This is a genomic window from Telluria sp. PB2R4, from assembly GCF_059685695.1.
This window is the reverse complement of record NZ_JCASIC010000007.1, coordinates 162,408-182,258: the sequence shown is the minus strand read 5'-3', so window position 1 is coordinate 182,258 and position 19,851 is coordinate 162,408. Positions and strand designations below refer to the sequence as shown.

The 19,851-nt window shown below is 65.9% G+C and carries 14 protein-coding genes; 9 read left to right on the top strand and 5 right to left on the bottom strand.

Annotated features, from left to right (window positions below; translation table 11 throughout):
- Positions 1 to 63 precede the first annotated feature (63 nt).
- The 4 genes from modA to AC56LU_RS13760 all read left to right on the top strand — a co-directional run bounded on the left by modA (position 64) and on the right by AC56LU_RS13760 (position 2,750).
- Positions 64 to 828 carry a molybdate ABC transporter substrate-binding protein gene (gene modA, locus AC56LU_RS13775; RefSeq protein ID WP_497176171.1) on the top strand — a complete coding sequence of 255 codons (765 nt, stop codon included), beginning with the start codon at positions 64 to 66 and terminating at the stop codon, positions 826 to 828.
- Positions 821 to 1,528: a molybdate ABC transporter permease subunit gene (modB, locus tag AC56LU_RS13770; RefSeq protein WP_497176170.1), complete on the top strand. Its 708-nt coding sequence runs from the start codon at positions 821 to 823 to the stop codon at positions 1,526 to 1,528. The genes modA and modB overlap by 8 nt, the downstream gene beginning before the upstream one ends.
- 68 nt (positions 1,529 to 1,596) lie before the next feature.
- Positions 1,597 to 2,082 (top strand): SRPBCC family protein, encoded by a 486-nt coding sequence (locus tag AC56LU_RS13765; RefSeq protein WP_497176169.1) that lies wholly within the window; start codon positions 1,597 to 1,599, stop codon positions 2,080 to 2,082.
- Between the two features lie 206 nt (positions 2,083 to 2,288).
- On the top strand, positions 2,289 to 2,750 hold the full coding sequence (locus AC56LU_RS13760) for a PEP-CTERM sorting domain-containing protein (protein ID WP_497176168.1): 462 nt from the start codon (positions 2,289 to 2,291) through the stop codon (positions 2,748 to 2,750).
- Positions 2,751 to 2,769: 19 nt separating this feature from the next.
- On the opposite strand, the gene AC56LU_RS13755 is transcribed toward AC56LU_RS13760, so the two are convergent.
- Entirely contained in the window at positions 2,770 to 4,209 is a 1,440-nt protein-coding gene (locus tag AC56LU_RS13755; RefSeq protein ID WP_497176167.1) for a dihydrolipoyl dehydrogenase, read from the bottom strand.
- 65 nt (positions 4,210 to 4,274) lie between these two features.
- Here AC56LU_RS13755 and AC56LU_RS13750 point away from each other — a divergent pair, with 65 nt between their 5' ends.
- Positions 4,275 to 5,132 carry an oxygenase MpaB family protein gene (locus AC56LU_RS13750; protein ID WP_497176166.1) on the top strand — a complete coding sequence of 286 codons (858 nt, stop codon included), beginning with the start codon at positions 4,275 to 4,277 and terminating at the stop codon, positions 5,130 to 5,132.
- 168 nt (positions 5,133 to 5,300) lie between these two features.
- Here the strand turns inward: AC56LU_RS13750 and AC56LU_RS13745 are convergent, their stop codons facing one another.
- The 4 genes from AC56LU_RS13745 to hemE form a co-directional block, all read right to left on the bottom strand.
- A complete protein-coding gene (locus tag AC56LU_RS13745) occupies positions 5,301 to 5,540 on the bottom strand; it encodes a hypothetical protein (RefSeq protein ID WP_497176165.1) in 240 nt (79 codons plus the stop codon).
- A gap of 703 nt (positions 5,541 to 6,243) precedes the next feature.
- Positions 6,244 to 7,101, bottom strand: a complete 858-nt coding sequence (locus tag AC56LU_RS13740) for a hypothetical protein (RefSeq protein WP_497176164.1) — start codon at positions 7,099 to 7,101, stop codon at positions 6,244 to 6,246.
- Positions 7,102 to 7,181: 80 nt separating this feature from the next.
- Entirely contained in the window at positions 7,182 to 9,188 is a 2,007-nt protein-coding gene (locus AC56LU_RS13735; protein ID WP_497176163.1) for a primosomal protein N', read from the bottom strand.
- A 558-nt stretch (positions 9,189 to 9,746) separates the two neighbouring features.
- Positions 9,747 to 10,829, bottom strand: a complete 1,083-nt coding sequence (gene hemE / locus AC56LU_RS13730; protein ID WP_497176162.1) for a uroporphyrinogen decarboxylase — start codon at positions 10,827 to 10,829, stop codon at positions 9,747 to 9,749.
- Between the two features lie 195 nt (positions 10,830 to 11,024).
- Between hemE and AC56LU_RS13725 the strand changes: the two genes are divergently transcribed.
- From AC56LU_RS13725 to AC56LU_RS13710, 4 genes are all read left to right on the top strand, one after another.
- Positions 11,025 to 12,935 (top strand): S9 family peptidase, encoded by a 1,911-nt coding sequence (locus AC56LU_RS13725; RefSeq protein ID WP_497176161.1) that lies wholly within the window; start codon positions 11,025 to 11,027, stop codon positions 12,933 to 12,935.
- Entirely contained in the window at positions 12,932 to 17,074 is a 4,143-nt protein-coding gene (locus AC56LU_RS13720) for a DEAD/DEAH box helicase (RefSeq protein ID WP_497176160.1), read from the top strand. Before AC56LU_RS13725 ends, AC56LU_RS13720 begins: the two co-directional genes overlap by 4 nt.
- Before the next feature lie 30 nt (positions 17,075 to 17,104).
- Positions 17,105 to 17,587, top strand: coding sequence for a hypothetical protein (locus AC56LU_RS13715; RefSeq protein WP_497176159.1), 483 nt, complete (start codon positions 17,105 to 17,107; stop codon positions 17,585 to 17,587).
- A gap of 128 nt (positions 17,588 to 17,715) precedes the next feature.
- Entirely contained in the window at positions 17,716 to 19,608 is a 1,893-nt protein-coding gene (locus tag AC56LU_RS13710) for a DUF885 domain-containing protein (RefSeq protein WP_497176158.1), read from the top strand.
- The last annotated feature ends 243 nt before the right edge of the window (positions 19,609 to 19,851 follow it).

Sequence of the window (19,851 nt, the reverse complement as noted above, 5' to 3'; positions counted from 1 at the left end):
AAGAATCCTGCAGAATGGCCGGGTATTGTAAGGCTGAGTCAGCCAACGCGCTAAAATGAATCCATGAAAAGATTGCTTGTCATCTTGTTTGCAACACTGCTCGCGGCGCCGCTCCAGGCCGCGCCTTTGCTGGTGGCTGCGGCCAGCGACCTGGCGTATTGCATCGATGACCTGGCGGCGGCCTTCCGCAAGGAGGTGCCGAATGCCGAGCTGAAGATTTCCACCGGCGCGTCGGGCAACTTCTTTGCCCAGATCCGCAACGGCGCGCCCTTCCACGTGTTCCTGTCGGCCGACATGCTGTATCCGACCCAGCTCGCCAGGCTGGGCGCGGCCGACGGCGCCAGCCTGCGCCCCTATGCCATCGGCCGTATCGTGCTGTGGACGACCGATCCGCGCTTTGACGTCAGCCAGGGCTTGCCGCTGCTGCGCGACCCGCGCGTGGCGCGCATCGCCATCGGCAACCCCGACACCGCGCCCTATGGCCGTGCCGCCAAGGCCGCGCTGGAGCGCGACAAGCTGTGGGAGAAGGTAGCGCCCAAGCTCGTCATCGGCGAGAACATCGCCCAGGCGGCCCAGTTCGTCCAGACCGGCAATGCGCAGCTGGGCATCGTGTCGCTGGCCACGGTGCGCGCCCCAAAAATGGCGGGCGTGGGACGCTACCACCTCATCAGCGACACCGGCGTGGCGCCGATCGAACAGGGCGCCATCGTTACCCGCGCGGGCGGCAGCCAGCCGCTGGCGGCGCGCTTCATGCGCTTCCTCGGTTCCCCTGGCGCGCGCGCCATCCTCGAGCGCAACGGTTTCGCCCTGCCGGCCGCGCATGATTGAGGCAGGACTCGCCTTTTCCCCCGCCTTGTGGGACGCGCTGGCGCTGACACTGCGGCTGTCGCTCGTCACCTCGCTGGTGCTGATCGCGATCGCCATCCCGCTCGCCAACTGGCTCAACACCAGCCGCATGCGCGGCATCCTGTTCATCGAAACCCTGGTCAGCCTGCCGATCGTGCTGCCGCCGACGGTAATCGGCTTCTACCTCCTGATGCTGATGTCGCCGACCCGGCCGCTGGGGGCGGCCTGGCTGTCGGTGTTCGGCCATCCGCTGCCCTTTTCGTTTGCCGGGCTGGTGGCCGGCTCGGTGGTCTACAGCCTGCCGTTCGCGGTGCAGCCGATCCAGTCGGCCTTCCGCAACGTCAGCCGCGACCTGGTGCAGTCGGCGCTGGCGCTGGGCCTGACCCGGCGCCAGGCCTTCTTCTCGATCGTGCTGCCGCTGTCGCGCAACGGCATCCTCACCGGCCTGTCGCTCAGCTTCGCCCATACGATGGGCGAGTTCGGCGTCGTGCTGATGTTGGGCGGGAACATCCCGGGGCAGACCCGGGTGGCCTCGATCGCGCTCTACGACGAGGCCCAGAAGCTCAACTATGCGGCGGCGCATGCCTATGCGCTGGTGCTGCTGGCGATCTCGTTCGCGATCCTGGTGGCGATCGCCTTTTTCCAGCGCAAGCAGCATGCCCTGTTCCTGGGGAATAACTGAGCCTGGGGCGCGGCGGCTTGCCGCGCAATCGGGTACCATCGCGCCTACGCTTTTTGGGACACTGCACCATGAAATTTGAACATCTCATCGAAATCAACGACCCCATGAACCCGCTGATCGATACCATCTCGATCGAACAGCTGTGGCGCGGGCTGGTGCTGCGCGCCGAATCCCCGACCCTGTTCGTGCCTCACCTGGACGAATGCACGCTCGGTGAGCGCAGCAGCGGCAGCGTCGCGCGCCGCCTGCGCTACGGCGACCTGGTGATCGACGATGTCGTGTACTTCACGCCGCTGAAGGAAGTGCGCTACGAGGTGCCGGCCCAGGGCGAGATCGCCGCTTCCAGCCTGAGCATGAAGATCGAGGCACCCACCAGCGCCATGCTGATGGTGCGCTTCTGCTACGACGACGGCCAGGGCGAGCACACCGACCCGGCCAACGCCATGTACGACGACTTCAAGCGCTCGGCCTACCAGGAAGCCGACATCGACACGGTGCGCATCCTGCGCCAGATGGCCGGCCAGGGCAAGCTGGACGCCAGCTACCTGAACTGAACACACAGGCTCGATCAGGGCAAGGGCATCTCTGAAAGATGGCCGATTGCCAACAAGCATTTGTTTTTGATGTCGAGAAACTTTACACCAGCTCAGCATAAATATTTGATGCCGGACTAAGTCCTTGAATCGATAGTGATATTTTTCCTTGGTTCAATAATTGCTTTAGCTCAAGCACCTAAACCAATTCTGACTCAGGGAATAACATGTTCAAAACGGTTCTTTCGGCACTGGTGCTGAGTGTGATGGCGGCAAGCGCCAATGCGACCGTCATCGAGTACTCTATGACGATCAACGAGCAGGCAGAAGCCTCGGGCCAATTCACCGGCATCGACAGCAATGCCGACGGTCTCCTGAGCATGGATGAGCTCAGCGCGCTCACCTTCGATATCCCGGTCGTCAACTACCACTTCGACCTCAGCGTGCTGTCAGGTTTTGGCAGCTACAACATCCTGAACAACAGCTGGATTGCCGACGCTCCCGGCTGGGGTCAGCAAAATATTGCTTATCTGTCGTTCTACGATGGTAGTCTGGCGGTCATTCCTTCCAACGTCACCAACCTGGTCATGCGCCCGGTCAAGGCTGGCGACGTGCCGGAGCCTGCTTCTATCGCGCTGGCCGGGCTCGGCTTGCTGGCCCTGAGCGCCGCCCGCCGCCGCAAGAAGTAAATACCGGGCATACCGAGGGCTAGGTCCCCGGCTCGGTATCGGCCGGGTCGATCTCGCTCTGCCCCGTGGCCAGGCACTGCGCCAGGTCGCGCAGGGCGGTGCGCACGCCCTCCTCGATCACCGGGTGGTAGAAAGGCATCTCCAGCATCTGGTCCACCGTCATGCGCATCTGGCAAGCCCAGGACAGGGTATGCGCCAGGTGTTCGCCGCGCGGCGCGATCATCTCGGCGCCCAGGAAGCGGCGCGAGCCGAATTCCGCATACACCCGCAGCATCCCCTTGTTCTGCAACATCACCCGGCTGCGGCCCTGGTTCGCGAACGATACCGAACCCACCGCGAACTTGCGCTTGCCGCCTTCGCACAACTGGCGGTAGCCGGCGCCCAGCGTGGCGATGTTCGGCTCGGTGAAGGCCACCGCGATCGGCGTACGGCGCAGGCCGGGGCGCACGTCCGGGTAGCGTCCCGCGTTGTCGCCGGCGATCTTGCCGTGGTCGGCCGCATCGTGCAGCAGCGGGCGCTCGTTGTTGGCGTCGCCGGCGATGAAGATGTGGCTGTTCCCGCACTGCATGGTGCGGGTGTCGAACACCGGTATCCCGTCCGCACCGCGAGCGAGGCCGCTGTGTTCCAGCCCGATATCGTGGACATTGGGCGTGCGGCCGGCTGCCATCAGCACGAACTGGAAGCGCTCCGTGTTTTCCTTGCCGAGGGCATCGCTGACGGTCAGGGCGACCTCGTCGCCTTCCTGCACCGCACCCACGACCTTCGACTGGAACTGGATGTCGAGTTCTTCATTGAGTACGCGGCCCGCAGTGCGCAGCACTTCGGGATCGGTGATGTGGGCAATGCTGCCGCCGCGCGCATAGAACTTCACCCGCACCCCCAGGCGATGCAGGGCCTGGCCCAGCTCCAGGCCGATCACGCCGGTGCCGATCACGGCCACCGACTTCGGCAGGTCGTCCCAGTAGAACACGTCGTCGCTGGTAATGATGCCGGGGCCGACGTTCTCCAGCGCCGGCAGGCGCAGGGGCGTGGAGCCGGTAGCGATCACGACGCGTCCCGCGGTGATCTCGGTGTGCTCATCCACCAGCAGCGTGTGGGGATCCGTAAAGCGCGCGTGGCCGCGCAGCCGGTCTTCCTCATCGAAGGACTCGACGCTTTCCAGCACGAAGCCCACGAAGCGGTCGCGCTCGCTGCGCACGCGCGCCATCACGGCGCGGCCGTCGATGCGCACCTCGCCCGCATGCACGCCGAAGGGTGCGCTGTGCTGCATCGCATGCGCGCTTTCCGCAGCCGCGATCAGGAGCTTGCTCGGCATGCAGCCGACCCGTGCGCAGGTGGTGCCGTAGTGGCCGCCCTCGATGACCACGGTGCGGGCGCCCTGCGCCTTGGCCGCCCGGTAGGCCGTCATGCCGGCGGTGCCGGTACCGATGATGGCAACGTCCACGTCCAGTTTATTCATCGTCTTCTCCCTGCCTTCTCCGCATATCATGACGAAACGATACGCGATTTTGAGCGGGGGCGTGTATGCTGGACACGATCAAGGAACTGATGCGCCCGCCGCCCGGCATGGCCTTCGACTTCAGCCAGCCTGCAGGCGAACCGGCCCTGGCCCCGCACGACGGCGTCGCCTGGCGGGTGTTCGCCAATCCGGTTGCGCTGTTCGTCGGCGGCGTGGCCGCGGTGCTGCTCGAGCTGAGCGAGCCCTCGGTGCGCTCGGGCGTGTGGGAGCACGGCGGTTTCGCGCGTGATCCGGTCATGCGCCTGCGGCGCACCGGCTTTGCGGCCATGATGACGGTCTACGGCCCGCGCTCGGCGGCGGAGAAGCTGATCGCACGCGTGGTGCGCATGCACGGCAAGGTGCGCGGCCATACGCCGGACGGCGTTCCCTACCGTGCCGACGACCCGCGCCTGCTCGCCTGGGTCCAGGCGACCGCCACCTTCGGATTCGCCGAGGCCTATCACCGCTATTTGCGTCCCCTGTCCATCCTGGAAAAGGATGCCGTGTTCGCCGAAAGCGAACCGGCTGCCCGGCTGTATGGCGCGACTGGCGCCCCGCGTTCATGGGCCGGGTGGGAAGCGCTGCTGGCCGCCACCGCGCCCGGGCTGGAGGGCTCCAGCATCCTCGCCGACTTCATCCGCATCGTCGGCCAAGCGCCGCTGGTTCCGCCTCCGCTGCGGGCCCTGCAGCGCCTGCTGGTGCGCGCGGCCGTGCAGATCGTGCCGGAACCGGTGCGCTCGCTGCCGCAGCTGCGCGGACGCGGCCTGCGCCCGGGCGAGGCGGCGCTGGTCTGCGCGCTCGCGCGCGCCAGTGCGCTGCTGCCGCTGGGGGAGACGCCGCCGGTGCAGGCGGCGCGGCGGCTTGGGACGCCGGCTGGAGGGTGAGTGTACGCGCGGAACTTGGCGCCGCGTTGGTCAGGCGGAGAAGGAAAATCAGGCTTTGAAAATCGCTCGTTTCGCGCTTATGCAGGAATGGATCGATGTCCTCGTGTGTCGATGAAACAAACATTCAGTACGGTCTAGATCCGACCTCAAAGCAGACCCTGCCAAGATCTACGAAGCGCGACTACTTAGTGATTCTATAAACCGACCATAATTGGCTTGTAGCTCATCAATGTCAGCATGTTTCGCAAAAAAGGCGGCGTACAACTCGCCATTTTTCTCGTCATTGTCAGGACCGGGACGCGCAACGCCCAAGTCATCAGCCATCCAGTTCTCGACATCCTTTCCCGTGCCACCATGGCGATAAGCCGCAAAGATGAAGCGGCCGAATCCTTCGTAGTTTTCCGCCATAGTGTCTCCACGTCGAGTTAAGTTCGATAGTCCGCTCCTGGACCCAAAGCGGACCAACCGCCCACAAAATCTTCAGACAGATCACCTGTAACTCACGCTATTGTGGTGTAAGCGAGAGGTGTCTGTTGATTGTCTCGTACGATTCCTCTAGCAGCCCACTGTCCGAAAGAATTTCACCGTTCTCTTTGACGATTAGGATGTACTCAACCGGCTTCGGAGGTCCGGACCTCTGCACTTCGAATCCGAAAAACGTGATCCCTACCTCAGTAGGACAATTGAAAAAGAATTTTCCATAAAGATTTTTAGTTAGGAAAGTTTTACCGAAGGGCGTGTCCGACAAATCACTCAATTCACCCGTCTCGTTTCGTAACAGCGCAATTCGTCTCTGATCACGGTTTATGCGCAATGTGTAAGATCTCCCGGGGCATGTCGCAGATTCTGCAGTGATGTGGTTCGTCGCAACTTTTGCAAATCCTGACGACGACACGACGACGGGTTGCATTTTGTCGGAAATGCGCATACGAGACTGGCCGCTCGCCTCGTCTTGTATGCTCACACACGCAACGGCTAAAACCGCTGCAGCACAGTATTTGTGACTCATGCTCTCTCCAGTGAGGAAGGTCTGCAATCACGCAGGCTCGTATCGTACGTCTGCTTCTAGCCGGTCTCGCTCGTTCAGCGCACAGCAACTGCCGACCCGATCCTAATCCGCACTACACGGCTGCGACACCGTGCAGCGCTTCTTCCCGTAGTCCATTCCAAACGTATACTTGACCTCGATGAGCGTCTCCGCGGGAATACCGCCCGGATGCGGATAACGCGCCAGCGCGCGATTCGCGACGGTGCTGAGCGCCGCTTCGAAGCCGTCGGCCATCTTGCGCGCCTTGCGGTCGCGCAGTGCATCGCTCGACACCCAGCCCAGCATCTCGTATTCGCGCGATTCGCCGCGCTGCAGTTCGATGCGCGGCACGCCGGGCAGGAAGCGCAGGGTCACGTCGCCGCCGAGCGCGTGGGCGGCTGCCAGCTCGGGATATTTCACCTCGCCCGACATGGTCGCCATCACGCCGGCCAGATAATTGCAGATCGCCAGCCGTTCCGGCTTCCAGGTCTTCAGTTCCGCCACGAAGCGGTCGGGATCGGCCGCGGCCTCTTTCGGCGCGCCGCACTGGCGCAGCTGGAAACCGGGCGTCTTCCTGGCCCACCAGAGGGCGGCCGCCACGTCCGGCCCATTGGCGGGGTCGGCATAGCCGGCCGCGATCCGGGCGGCGGCGGTGTCCTCGCCCGCTTCGTGCGCCTGGACGTAGAAGCCCATGGCGCGCGGCCAGTCGCGCCTGACGCAGATGCCGTGCTCGTACATCGAACCGGCCAGCAGGAAGACTTCGGGATACCCGTTGCCCAGGCCGCTCTTGAGCCTGTCGACGGCGGTCTTGCAGTCGCGCGCTTCGATGCTGCCGCGGATGGCGTCGACGGCCAGGGCGCCGGAGCGGGTGCCGGCATAGGCATGGCCTGCGGACGCGGACAGGACGAGCAGCAAGGTGGCAGTGGCGGATGCGCGCAGCATGGCGCTCTCCTGTCGTGGTGGCGGAATCGCTACTCTAGCATTGCGGAAGGCGCCGAATTCTCTCCGATCGCCACACGAACTCAGATATCGAGCGGATCGACCTCGAGCGACCAGCGCACGCGCGACTTCATGGCGCGCAGGATCTCGACCCACTCGCGCAAGAAAGCCTGCAGCGCCGGCCGCGAGCTCGATTCCACCAGCAGCTGCGCGCGGTCGACGTTGTGCACGCGCGTCATCGTCATCGGGATCGGGTCGTTGATCATGATGGCCTCGGAGGGCAGGCTGTCGCGCGCCGCCTCCAGGAAGGCGATCGCGGTGGCCAGCTCGGGCGCCTCGGCGCGCAGCAGGGCCTGGTACATGAAGGGCGGCAGGCCGGCCTGGCGGCGCTCGTCGAGCAGGCTGCCGGCGAAGCGCTCGTAGTCGTGGCGCATCACGGCGCCGTACAGCGGGTGGCCGGCGTAGCGGGTCTGCACCAGCACTTCCGATGCTGCACCCGCACGCCCGGCGCGCCCCGCCACCTGCATCAGCTGCGCGAACAGGCGCTCGCTGGCGCGGTAGTCCTGCGAGAACAGCGCGGTATCGGGGTTGAGGATGCCCACCAGGGTGAGTCTCTTGAAGTCGTGGCCCTTGGCGACCATTTGCGTGCCCACCAGGATGTCCACCTCGCCCCGGTGCACGGTGTCGAAGGCCGCCTGCGCGCTGCCCTTCAGGCGCGTGGAATCGGCGTCGATGCGCAGGATGCGCGCTTGCGGGAACATCGCCTGCAGGCCCTCTTCGACGCGCTGGGTGCCGCGTCCGAGCGGCTGCAGGTCGACGTTGCCGCAGGTCGGGCAATGGCGCGGGATGCGCAACTCCAGGCTGCAGTGATGGCAGCGCAGCCGGTGCTCGGGGCGGTGCAGCACCATGAACGCGGTGCAGCGGGTGCAGTTGCTGATCCAGCCGCAGGCGTCGCAGCAGATCACCGGGGCATAGCCGCGCCGGTTCAGGAACAGCAAGGACTGCTCGCCGCGGTCGAGGCGCCCGCGCAGCGCGGCGATCAGGGCGCCGGTGAGGCCGTCCTTGGGGCGGTCGCGCTCCATGTCGACCAGTTTGACGGTGGGCAGCACGGCATCGCGCACGGCGCGCTCGCGCAGTTCCAGCTTGCGGTAGCGCCCGGATTGCGCATGGTGCCAGCTCTCGAGCGAGGGCGTGGCCGAACCGAGCACGATCGGAATCGCCAGCTGGTGCGCACGCCACACAGCCAGGTCGCGCGCCGAATAGCGCAGGCCTTCCTGCTGCTTGTACGAGGGGTCGTGCTCTTCGTCGATGACGATCAGCTTGAGGTTCGGCAGCGAGGACAGGATCGCCAGGCGCGTGCCCAGCACGATGCGCGCCCGGCCCTGGTGGGCGGCGAGCCAGTGCAGCATGCGTTCGCCCTCGGACAGGCTGCTGTGCAGCGTTGCCAGCATCAGGCCCGGGAAGCGCGCCCGGATATTCCCTTCCAGCTGAGGCGTCAGGTTGATCTCCGGGACCAGCACCAGGATCTGGGCGTCGGCGTCGCGCGCCAGCACCTGGGCGCAGGCCTGCAGGTAGACCTCGGTCTTGCCGCTGCCGGTGACGCCGTACAGCAGGATCGGGGTGAAGCCCTGCGCCCCGCCGATGACGTTCGCCGCCTCCTGCTGCGCCGGGTTCAGCACCGGCATGCCCGACGGCGTGGGGTCGTGCGCGGTAGCGTCCTTTGCCAGTTTTTTCAGCGCACGGTCGAGCGCCACGGTCTTGGGCACCCGCAGGTTCTTGGGCAGACCGGGCAGCGCCACTTCGCCGAGCGGACGCTGGTAGTAGTCGGCGGCGAAGCGCGCCAGCGCCAGCCAGCGCTCGGGCAGTGGGGTCAGCTGGCTGCGCACGGCCATCGCATCCTTCAGCTTATCGGCCGGCACCTCGGTTTCGTGCTTGACGGCAACGATCAGGCCCACCACCTCGCGCCGCGCGAACGGCACCAGCACCAGCTGGCCTACCGCCGGCGCTTCGTCCTGCTGATATTCCCAGCGGTAATCGAAGCAGCTGTTGAGCGGCGTGTCGAGCGCGACCTGTAGGAAGCAGTGTGCCAAATCCAACCTTCTTGAGTAAGGAAACCGGAGACCAGTAAGCTGTGGAAAACTTTGTGAATAGCGCCGTACTTGACCACGTTCGAGGTTTACGTTAGATCAACTGAAACTGCTCGATTCGCTGGCACAGCAATAAAATAACCAATGGATTCAAGGACTTGAAAATAATGAGTTATCCCTGTTAACAACTGGGGCTGGAATCGCCTTGCTGTGCATAACTGCAGATATGCAATGGGAAAACTCGCTGCGCTGCACCAGAAACTTCAGAACTTACTTGAAGAGTTGAGCTAAGTCCGCGTAAACCAAGCACTTTTCTCAACTCAGCCGGCATCCTGTGCATAACTTTGTGAACAAGGGACAGAAGGCCGGGACAATTTACTTACAACCGAAGCCGGCTACTGTGTAAATCCACAGTCCCTCATGAAAAAAACCTAGAAGAATCATTGACTTAGGTATTTCCCCGCAAAGCGAAGATGTCCACAGGAATAATTTTGAGGTTTGACGAACTTGTGAACAAGTGTGATTTTGCTGCGGCAACGCCGTCACCGCAGCGGGGCAGGATCAAGCGCTGCGTTGCTTGCGGCTGAAGCTGTGGACAGCCTCCACCATGGCCGTGACCGACTCTGGCGGAGTGAACTGGGAAATGCCATGGCCCAGGTTGAACACGTGTCCATGACCGGCCGATGGGGTGCCATAGGCCGTGAGCGAGCGCTCGACTTCGGCGCGGATCTGCTCCGGCGCGGCGAACAGGATGGCCGGGTCGAGGTTGCCCTGCAGGGCCACGCGGTCGCCCACCAGCGCGCGGGCCTTGCCCAGGTTGACGGTCCAGTCCAGGCCCAGCGCGTCGGCGCCGATGCCGGCCATTTCGTCCAGCCACAGGCCGCCGCCCTTGGTGAACACGATTGCCGGGATGCGCACCCCATCCTTCTCGCGTTGCAGCTGGCCCAGCACCTGCTGCATGTAACGCAGCGAGAATTCCTGGTAGGCGCCGTCGGCCAGCGCGCCGCCCCAGGAATCGAAGATCATCACGGCCTGCGCACCGGCGTCGATCTGGGCGTTCAGGTACTGCGCTACGGCGCGGGCGTTGGTGTCCAGGATGTGGTGCATCAGGTCCGGACGCTGGTACATCATCTTCTTGATGGTGTGGAACTCGCGCGAGCCGGCGCCTTCCACCATGTAGCAGGCCAGGGTCCATGGGCTGCCCGAGAAGCCGATCAGCGGCACGCGGCCGTTGATTTCGGTGCGGATCTGGGTGACCGCCTTGAAGACATAGTCGAGCGACGCCATATCGGGTACCTGCAGGGCGCGTACCGCTTCTTCGGACCGCAGCGGACGCTCGAACTTCGGGCCCTCGCCGTCGGCGAAGTACAGGCCCAGGCCCATGGCGTCCGGCACGGTCAGAATGTCCGAGAACAGGATCGACGCATCGAGCGGGTAGCGGTCGAGCGGCTGCAGCGTGACTTCGGTGGCGTAGTCCGGGTTCTTCGCCAGCCCCAGGAACGAGCCGGCGCGCGCGCGCGTGGCGCGGTATTCCGGCAGGTAGCGGCCCGCCTGGCGCATCAGCCACACCGGGGTGTAGTCGGTCGGCTGGCGCAGCAGCGCACGCAGGAAGGTGTCGTTCTGGAGCGGGGCGAATTGTGGCATGGCTGGCAATGAATGCGGAGGGAAAACCTCTATTATCGCATCCCCCGGGCCACACTCAGAGCGTCTAACAAAACCCTCAGGGCAAGGCGCATCGTCGAAGACAGTACGCTAGTTCGGCGAGACGAATGCAACGCAGCAATGAGGGTTTTTTTAGGCGCTCGTATAATGCGTTTCCAGTATAGGAAGGAAGCAGTCATGACCAAACAGCAAGCTCCCTGCGGCACGTGGACCTCCCCGATCACTGCCGCCATCGTCGCGGCCGGCGCCACCCCGCTGGCTTCGCTGGTGCTCGACGGCGCCGATCTGTACTGGCTGGAAGGGCGGGCCAGCGAGGCGGGGCGCTCGACGCTGGTCGGCAGCAAGGGCGAACTGACGCCGGCCCCGTTCAACGTGCGCAGCAAGGTGCATGAATACGGCGGCGGCGCCTGTACGGTCGCCGATGGCGTGGCCTGGTTCTCGCACAATGCCGACAGCCGGCTCTACCGGGTCGACGCCGGCGCCGAACCGGTGCCGCTCACCGCGGAAGGCAAGGGTCACCGCTACGCCGACTTCGTGGTCGATGCGCCGCGCCGGCGCCTGGTGAGCGTGCGCGAAGACCACTCGGCTGGCGGCCACTACCCGGAGAACACGATTGCCGCCATCGGCTTCGACGGCCTTGAAACCGTGCTGGTGGACGGCAACGACTTCTATGCGGCGCCGCGCATTTCCCCGGACGGCAGCCAGCTTGCCTGGCTGTGCTGGGACCACCCGCGCATGCCCTGGGAAGGCAGCGAGCTGTGGCTGGCCGACATCCAGCAAGACGGTAGCCTGGCCAACGGCCGGCTGGTGGCTGGCGGGCCACAGGAATCGGTGTGCCAGCCAGAATGGTCGCCTGGCGGCGTGCTGCACTTCGTGTCCGACCGCAGCGGCTGGTGGAACCTGTACCACTTCGAACACGGGGTCGTGCAGGCGCTGTGCCCGCGCGAGGCCGAATTCGGCGGGCCGCTGTGGAACTTCGGCGGCTCGCTGTACGGTTTCCGCTCCAACGACGAGATCGTCTGCGCCTATACCGAGGGCGGGGTCAGCAAGCTGGCGCGCCTGCGCGGCGGCGTGCTCCTCGAGGTGGCCACGCCCTACGAAGAAATCCGCGAACTGCGGGTGAATGCGGACACGGTAGCGCTGCTAGGCGGCGCGCCGACGCTGGCGCTGGAACTCGCGCGCATCGACCTCGATGGCGGCAAGCATGAAGTGCTGGCGCGTTCGATCGCGCAGCTGCCCCCGGTGGATTACCTGTCGGTCCCGCGCGCGATCAGCTATCCGAGCGCCAACGGCCGCACCGCCTACGCCTTTCATTATCCGCCCACGAATGCCGACTTCGTCCCGCAACATGGCGAACTGCCGCCCCTGATCGTGATCGGCCATGGCGGCCCGACCGGCATGGCGGCCAGCACCCTCAAATTGTCCACCCAGTTCTGGGCCAGCCGCGGCTTTGCCGTGCTGGACGTGAACTACGGCGGCAGCACCGGCTTCGGCCGCGCCTACCGCGACCTGCTCAAGGGCGGCTGGGGCGTGGTCGACGTCGAAGACTGCGTGGCCGGCGCGCGCCATCTGGTGGAGCAAGGCCTGGCCGACCCCGCGCGCCTCTTGGTGCGCGGCAGCAGCGCCGGCGGCCTGACGACCCTGTGCGCCCTCGCCTTCCACGACCTGTTCAAGGCCGGCGCCTGCTACTACGGCGTGTCGGACCTGGCCGGGCTGGACGCGGATTCGCACAAGTTCGAATCGCACTACAACCAGTACCTGATCGCCCCGCCCGAACGCGCGGAGCAGGTCTACCGCGAGCGTTCGCCGATCCACCACACGGATAAACTGACACGCCCGATGATCTTCTTCCAGGGCCTGGACGACATGGTGGTGCCGCCGCAGCAGTCCGAGACCATGGTCGAGGCGCTGCGTGCGCGCCGGGTGCCGGTGGCCTACATCACGCTCGAGGGCGAAGGCCATGGCTTCCGCAAGCCCGAGAGTGTGGTGCGCACGCTGGAAGCGGAGCTGGTGTTCTACCTGCGCGTGTTCGGCATGCCGGTACCCGAGAACCTGCCGGCGCTGGAGATCGAGAACCTGCCTGCATGAGCGACATTGAACTCGGCCAGGGCGAGCAAGCGATCCTGGCCCTGCTGGCAATGGCCGGCGAACCAATGGGACGCCAGCGCATCCTCGAGCACCTGATGGCTGCAGGCCTGCCGCTGCCGGACGGGCAATGGGCCAATGAGCTTGAACAGCTGCGCGAGAAGGGCCTGGTCACCGATGTGGTGGGGCGTGGATTCGCCATTACGCCGCCCGCCGCATGGCCGGTGCTGGAACATGCGCTGGCCACCGGGATGTTCGGCGCACTGCAGTCAGCCTACGAACGCGTCACTCCCTTGCGCCGCGACTGGCAGGGCACGCCGGTGCTGCGCAGTTACCGCCAGGGCCTGGCCCTGCTGCGCATCGCCCTGCTCACGGGCGAAAGCCCGGCGGTCGTCGTGCCACTGCTGGAGGCGTGCCTGCGTTGCCACGAGGCTTCCTACCTGCACCCGTTGGTCGACATCTGCGCGCGGCCGTTCTACCCGACGATACTCGGGCATATCCATCCCTACCTGCGGGACAGCGTGCTGGCCGAGCTGGTCCGCCATGCGCAGCACGAGCCGGCGCTTGCGCCGGCCATCCGCGCCGCCGCCGAAGCCCATGCGGCGCAAGGCGAGCCGTCGATCGGCCTTCGCATCGCATTGGCCGAGCATTTCATCCTGTGCGGCCGCCTCGATGACGCCTTGGCGCTGCTGGCCGAGGTGCCCGATGCGCACGGCCCCTTCCTGCGCTGCGTGATCGCCCTGCTGCGCGACGACCCCGATACCGGTTTGCCGGGGGTCGAGGCGGCCCTCAAGGGGCTGCGCCGCGAAACCGGCAAGCGCAAGGCCATCTTCGACGGCATCGGCGCGCACCTCTACCTCGCCGCCCTCCTGCGCAGCAATCAGCCGGCGCACCTGAAGCTGGCCGACGCCTGGCTCGAGATCGCCACCCGCGCGGTGCAGCGCCCGGAAACGGCCGTGGTGTTCCAGCTCAGCATGCTGCAGGAGATCCGGCGCGGCACCGTCGACGCCGAGGTGCTGGCCTCGCGCAGCTGGGAGATGGCGCTCGAGCCCTTCACCTTCCGCGCCCTGATGCACCACTGGCTCGGCCTGCCGCAACTGCAGGGCAAGCGCCAGGATATCGAGGACATGCTGGCGCAGGCGGAGCGCGCCGGCTTCGACCTGCTATCAAGCCAGCTGGCCGAGCTGCTGGCGCAGATCGGCGGCGCGGGCGCGGTCGCGCACGAAGCGCGCGCCTCCGAACTGCGGCGCCGCCATCGCCTCACCGACCTGGCCCACTGGTTCGAGCGCGAGGAAGCCTGGGAGCGCCAGCTCAACGCCCTGATCAACCTGCAGCCGGCCCTGAATGCCGAGGTGGTGCGCGAGTCGCGCCTGGTGTGGATGATCCGCTACGATCAGCACATGGGCGTGCAGGAGCTGGAGCCGCGCGAGCAGAAGCGCGACGCCCAGGGCGGCTGGAGCCGCGGCCGCGCCATCGGCCTGAAGCGCCTGGCGGAAGAAGCCGCCAGCCTGGACTTCCTCACCGCCCAGGACGTGCAGGCGGTATCGACCATCGCCGGACGCCGCTACTACGGCAGCACCGGCATCCGCTTCGAGTTCGAGCGCGGCAAGGCGCTCGCCGCCCTGGTCGGCCACCCGCTGCTGTTCTGGATCGATTCCCCGGGCACGCGCGTCGAGCTGCTGCCGGGCGAACCCGAGCTGCACGTGAAGGCGCGCGCTAGCAAGGTCACGATCTCCCTGCAGCCGGCCCTGGACGGGCAGGACGGCGACGTGGTCGTCACGCGTGAAACGCCGACCCGCCTGCGCCTGGTGAACGTCAAGGAGGAGCACCGCCGCATCGCCGCCATCGTCGGCGAGGGCCTGGAAGTACCGCTGGAAGCCGAGCGCCGCGTGCTGCGCGCGATCAGCGCGATCTCCTCGATCGTCACGGTGCAGTCGGACATTGGCGCCAGCCCGGGCGACATCGAACAGGTGGCGGCCGACCCGCGCCTGCACCTGCACCTGCGTCCCTACCAGCAGGGCATGAGCATGCAGATCCTGGTGCGCCCGCTGGACAACGGCGCCTATTATTCGCCCGGCGCCGGCGCCGACAACGTCATCGCCGACGTCAACGGCGTCCGCCTCGAGGCCCGGCGCGACTTGAACGCCGAGCGCGAGGCCGAGCGCCAGCTGGTCGGCGCCTGCCATGCGCTCGAACATGGTGAGCTCGAGCATGGCGAGTGGCTGCTGGGCCAGCCGCTGCAATGCCTGGAGCTGGTGGACGAGCTGCGCGCCTTCGACCCGGCCAAGGTGGTGGTGGCCTGGCCGGAAGGCGAGAAGTTCCGCGTGTCGAAGCGTGCGACTTCAAAATCGGTGCGCATCCAGGTCCGGCGCGACCGCGACTGGTTTGCCGCCAATGGCGAGATCGTCGTGGATGAAGGGCGGGTGCTGGACCTGCGCACGCTCCTCGAGCGCGTACGCGAAGGCAAGAGCCGCTTCGTGGCGCTGGGCGACAACGAATACCTGGCCCTGAGCGACGAGCTGCACCGCCGTTTGATGGAGCTGGCCGACTACGGCACGATGCATGGGGACGAACTGCGCATGCATCCGCTGGCGAGTTTTTCGCTAGCGGAGCTCGCACACGACGCCGGCAAGGTGGACGGCGACGCGGCCTGGCGCAAGCACCTGAAACGCATCGCCGAGAGCGAAGCCTTCACGCCGGCGCTACCCTCCACCCTGCAGGCCGAGCTGCGCGACTACCAGCGCGAAGGCTTCGAATGGCTGGGCCGCCTGGCCTACCTGGGCGTGGGCGCCTGCCTGGCCGACGATATGGGTCTCGGCAAGACGCTGCAGGCGCTGGCCCTGCTGCTCACGCGCGCGCCAAACGGCCCGGCGCTGGTGGTGGCGCCGACCTCGGTGTGCCTGAACTGGATCGCCGAAGCCCAGCGCTTTGCGCCGACGCTCAATCTGAAACTCTTCGGGCCGGGCGAGCGCGCCGCGCTGCTGGAGGAGGCCGGCCCCTTCGACGTGGTGGTGGCGAGCTACGGCCTGCTGCAGCAGGAAGCGCCGCTGTTCGCTAAAAAGGCCTGGCACAGCATCGTGCTGGACGAGGCGCAGGCCATCAAGAACATGCACACCAAGCGTTCGCAGGCCGTGATGGCGCTGCAGGGCGACTTCCGCATGGCGGCCACCGGCACCCCGCTGGAAAACCACCTGGGCGAACTGTGGAACCTGTTCAGGTTCATCAACCCGGGCCTGCTGGGCAGCGCCGACCAGTTCCAGCTGCGCTTCGCCGGCCCGATCGAGAAAGCCCAGGACAAACGGGCAGAGCTGGGCGCCCGCACCCGCCTGCGCCGGCTGACCCAGCCCTTCATCCTGCGCCGCACCAAGGCGCAAGTGCTGACCGAGCTGCCGCCGCGCACCGAGATCACGCTACCGGTCGAGCTGACCCCCGAAGAAAGCGCGCTCTACGAATCGCTGCGCCGCGACGCGCTCGACAAGCTGGCCGCGCTCGAAGCGCCGGAAAGCCAGAAGTCGATCGAGATCCTGGCCGAGATGATGCGGCTGCGTCGTGCGGTCTGCAATCCGGAGCTGGTGGCGCCCGGCGCCGGCATCGCCAGCAGCAAGCTGATCGCGTTCGCGCGCCTGGTCGACGGCCTGCTGGAGAACCGCCACAAGGTGCTGGTGTTCAGCCAGTTCGTCGACCACCTGAGCCTGATCCGCAAGTACCTCGACGGCAAGCACATCCCCTACCAGTACCTGGACGGCGCCACCAGCATGCAGGAACGCAAGCGCCGCGTGGATGCCTTCCAGGCCGGCGAGGGCGAGCTGTTCCTCATCAGCCTGAAGGCGGGCGGGGTCGGCATCAACCTGACCGCGGCCGACTACGTGATCCACATGGACCCGTGGTGGAACCCGGCGGTGGAAGACCAGGCCTCGGACCGTGCGCACCGCATGGGCCAGCAGCGGCCCGTCACGATCTACCGGCTGGTGGCGCGCGGCACCATCGAGGAAGGCATCGTCGAACTGCACGGCCGCAAGCGCGACCTGGCCGACAGCCTGCTGGCCGGGACCGAGACGGCGGCGCGCATGTCGCCCGGCGACATGCTGGCCATGCTGAAGCAGGGGCTCGGTGCGTCTGGCGCTGTCGTGGATTCCATGTGATCATGCCGCTTTATTGACGAGTACGGGCCCATGGATCTGGACAAAGCAGCAACGGCGCCGCAGGCCCATGTCATCGGCGTCAAATCCTGGCTGGCCTACAGCGGCGTGCTGGCGCTGGCGGCGCTGCTGTTCGGCGTCGCACTGCCCGTGGCCTTCCGGTGGAACGAGATCGCCGCCGCCTCGGTGCTGGCCGGGTCTGCGCTGCTGGTCGCCTACCAGTTCTTGCAGGTGCGCAGCGTGCAGCTCTACTACGACGACCTCGGCGTGTGGGTGGTCTCGGGCATCCTGCCATGGAAGCGGGGCGTCTTCGGCGTGAAGTGGCGCGACATGAGTGATGCCAGCTACGTCAACGGTTTCGTGAGCTGGGTGACGCGCTCGACCACGGTGCGCATCGGCCACCGCTTCACGCGGGACAGCGAGATCGTCCTGCACCACATCGCGGGCGGGCGCCGGGCCGTCGAGACGGTCAACGCCCTGCACCAGCAGATGCTCCGCGCCGGCGCCATCGACTGAAATCGGGTACGTGACGGAATGTTTCAGTTGTCCGCAAGCCGACCGAATGGTGCTACCCTTCCCGGGCTTTGCCCTGCGCCTGACGCGCAGGCGGGCACCGACCTTTATATTTGCAGGGTTCGAACGACATGATGAAAACGAAGATCGCGCTGGCAGTCCTGCTGGCGAGTTTCGCGTTGGCGCCGGCCAGCGCCAAGACCTCCAAGCCTGCCAAGGGCAAGGCCAAGGCCACGAAAGTGGTCAAATCGAAAACGGGCAAGGCCAAGGCGCCGGTCAAGAAAGGTGGAAAGAAAGCCACCGTTGCCGCCGCAGCGGCAGCGACCGCGGTCGCCGCCGCACCAAGCCCGGGCACAAGCGAAAAACGTCTCGACCGCCGCTTCGACACGATGAGCATGCAATACCTGACGGCGCTGTGGCGGGTCGACCCGGAGGGCGGCATCTACGTCGGCAAGTTCGACCAGGCCGCCAGCCTGACCATCCCGGACCCCGCCACCCGCGCCAAGAAGCTGGCCTTCGCCAACGAATGGCTGGAGAAGTTCGGCAAGCTCGATACCCGCCAGCTGTCGCCGCGCCAGCGCACCGATCTGGTGCTGTTGGTGAACAAACTGGAAAAGGACCGCTGGTACCTGAGCACCTGGCGCGAGTATGAGTGGAATCCGTCGATGTACAACATCGCCCAGCCGCTCGACCTGATCCTGAACACCGAATACGCGGCCAAGCCGCAGCGCCTGCGCACCATCCTCAAGCGCCTGGCCACCGTACCGGCCTACTACGAAGCGGCGCAGGCCTCGATCGTCAACCCGACCCGCGAGCACACCCAGCTCGCGATCGCGCAGGCGCCCGGCACCATCGCGGTGCTGGCCGACCTGGGCAAGGCGGCGCAGGAATCGATCCTGACCACGCAGGAAAAGGCGATCTTCGCGCAGCGCATCGCCAATGCCGGCAGCGCGGTGCTGGCCTACGTCGACTTCCTGACGGCGCTCGACAGCAATGCCGCCAAGCCGCGCCCGTTCCGCGCCGGGAAGGCGCTGTACGAGCAGAAGTTCGCGCTCGAGATCCAGTCGTCCAGCACCGCCGAACAGACCTTCCGCAAGGCCCTGGCCACACGCGAAGAGCTGCTCACCCGCATGAACACCATCTCGGACGAGCTGTGGCCGCGCTACATGGCCGGCGTGGCCAAGCCGCAGGACCGGTTCAAGAAGATCGGCATGATGATCGACAAGCTCTCCGCACGCCACGTCTCGCGCGAGAACTTCCTGCCCGAGATCCGCCGCCAGATCCCTGCCCTGCACAAGTTCGTCCTTGAAAAAAACCTGCTCACCCTGGACGCCGACAAGCCGCTCGAGGTGCGCGAGACCCCGATGTACCAGCGCGGCGTGGCCGGCGCCAGCATCGACGCGCCGGGCCCCTACCGCCCGAAGGACAAGACGTACTATAACGTCACGCCGCTCGACGGCCTCACGCCGGAACAGGCCGAGAGCAGCCTGCGCGAGTACAACGAATGGATCCTGCAGATCCTGAACATCCACGAGGCCATTCCCGGCCACTACGCGCAGCTGGTGTACGCCAACCGCTCGCCCTCGCTGGTGAAGTCGCTGTTCGGGAACGGCGCCATGGTCGAGGGCTGGGCCGTGTACGGCGAGCGCATGATGCTGGAAGCCGGCTACGGCGACAACGCGCCCGAGATGTGGCTGATGTACTCGAAGTGGAACCTGCGCAGCGTCACCAACACCATCCTCGACTACGGCGTCCACGTGCTCGGCATGGGGCAGCAGGAGGCGATCGACCTGCTGGTGCGCCAGGCCTTCCAGACCCGCCAGGAAGCCGACGAGAAGTGGCGCCGCGTCACCCTCACTTCGGTGCAGCTGACCAGCTACTACAGCGGCTACGAGCAGATCATGGAATTGCGCGAGCGCCGCAAGCAGCAACTGGGCGAGCGCTTCGACCTGAAGGAATTCCACGACCAGTTCCTCGGCTATGGCAACGCGCCGGTGAAGATGATCTCGGAATTGATGGAGTAATCATCACGCATGCCGTCTTTCGGTTTCGCGCAGCGCGTGCCGCGCGAAACCAGTCAGTATGTGTCGTCCGCCTCGGACGACAGGCAATGCAAACGTGCTGCCGGCTCGGCCGCTCGGCCAAACAGAGTTTGAGAGATAGTGTCGATGACGGTGCTTATCGGCTTGCCTCCATCGGTATCGCGATATTTCTGCAAAGCAGAGAAGGCAGCTGATAGAAATGTCACCTGTGAGCGCGGTGACTGC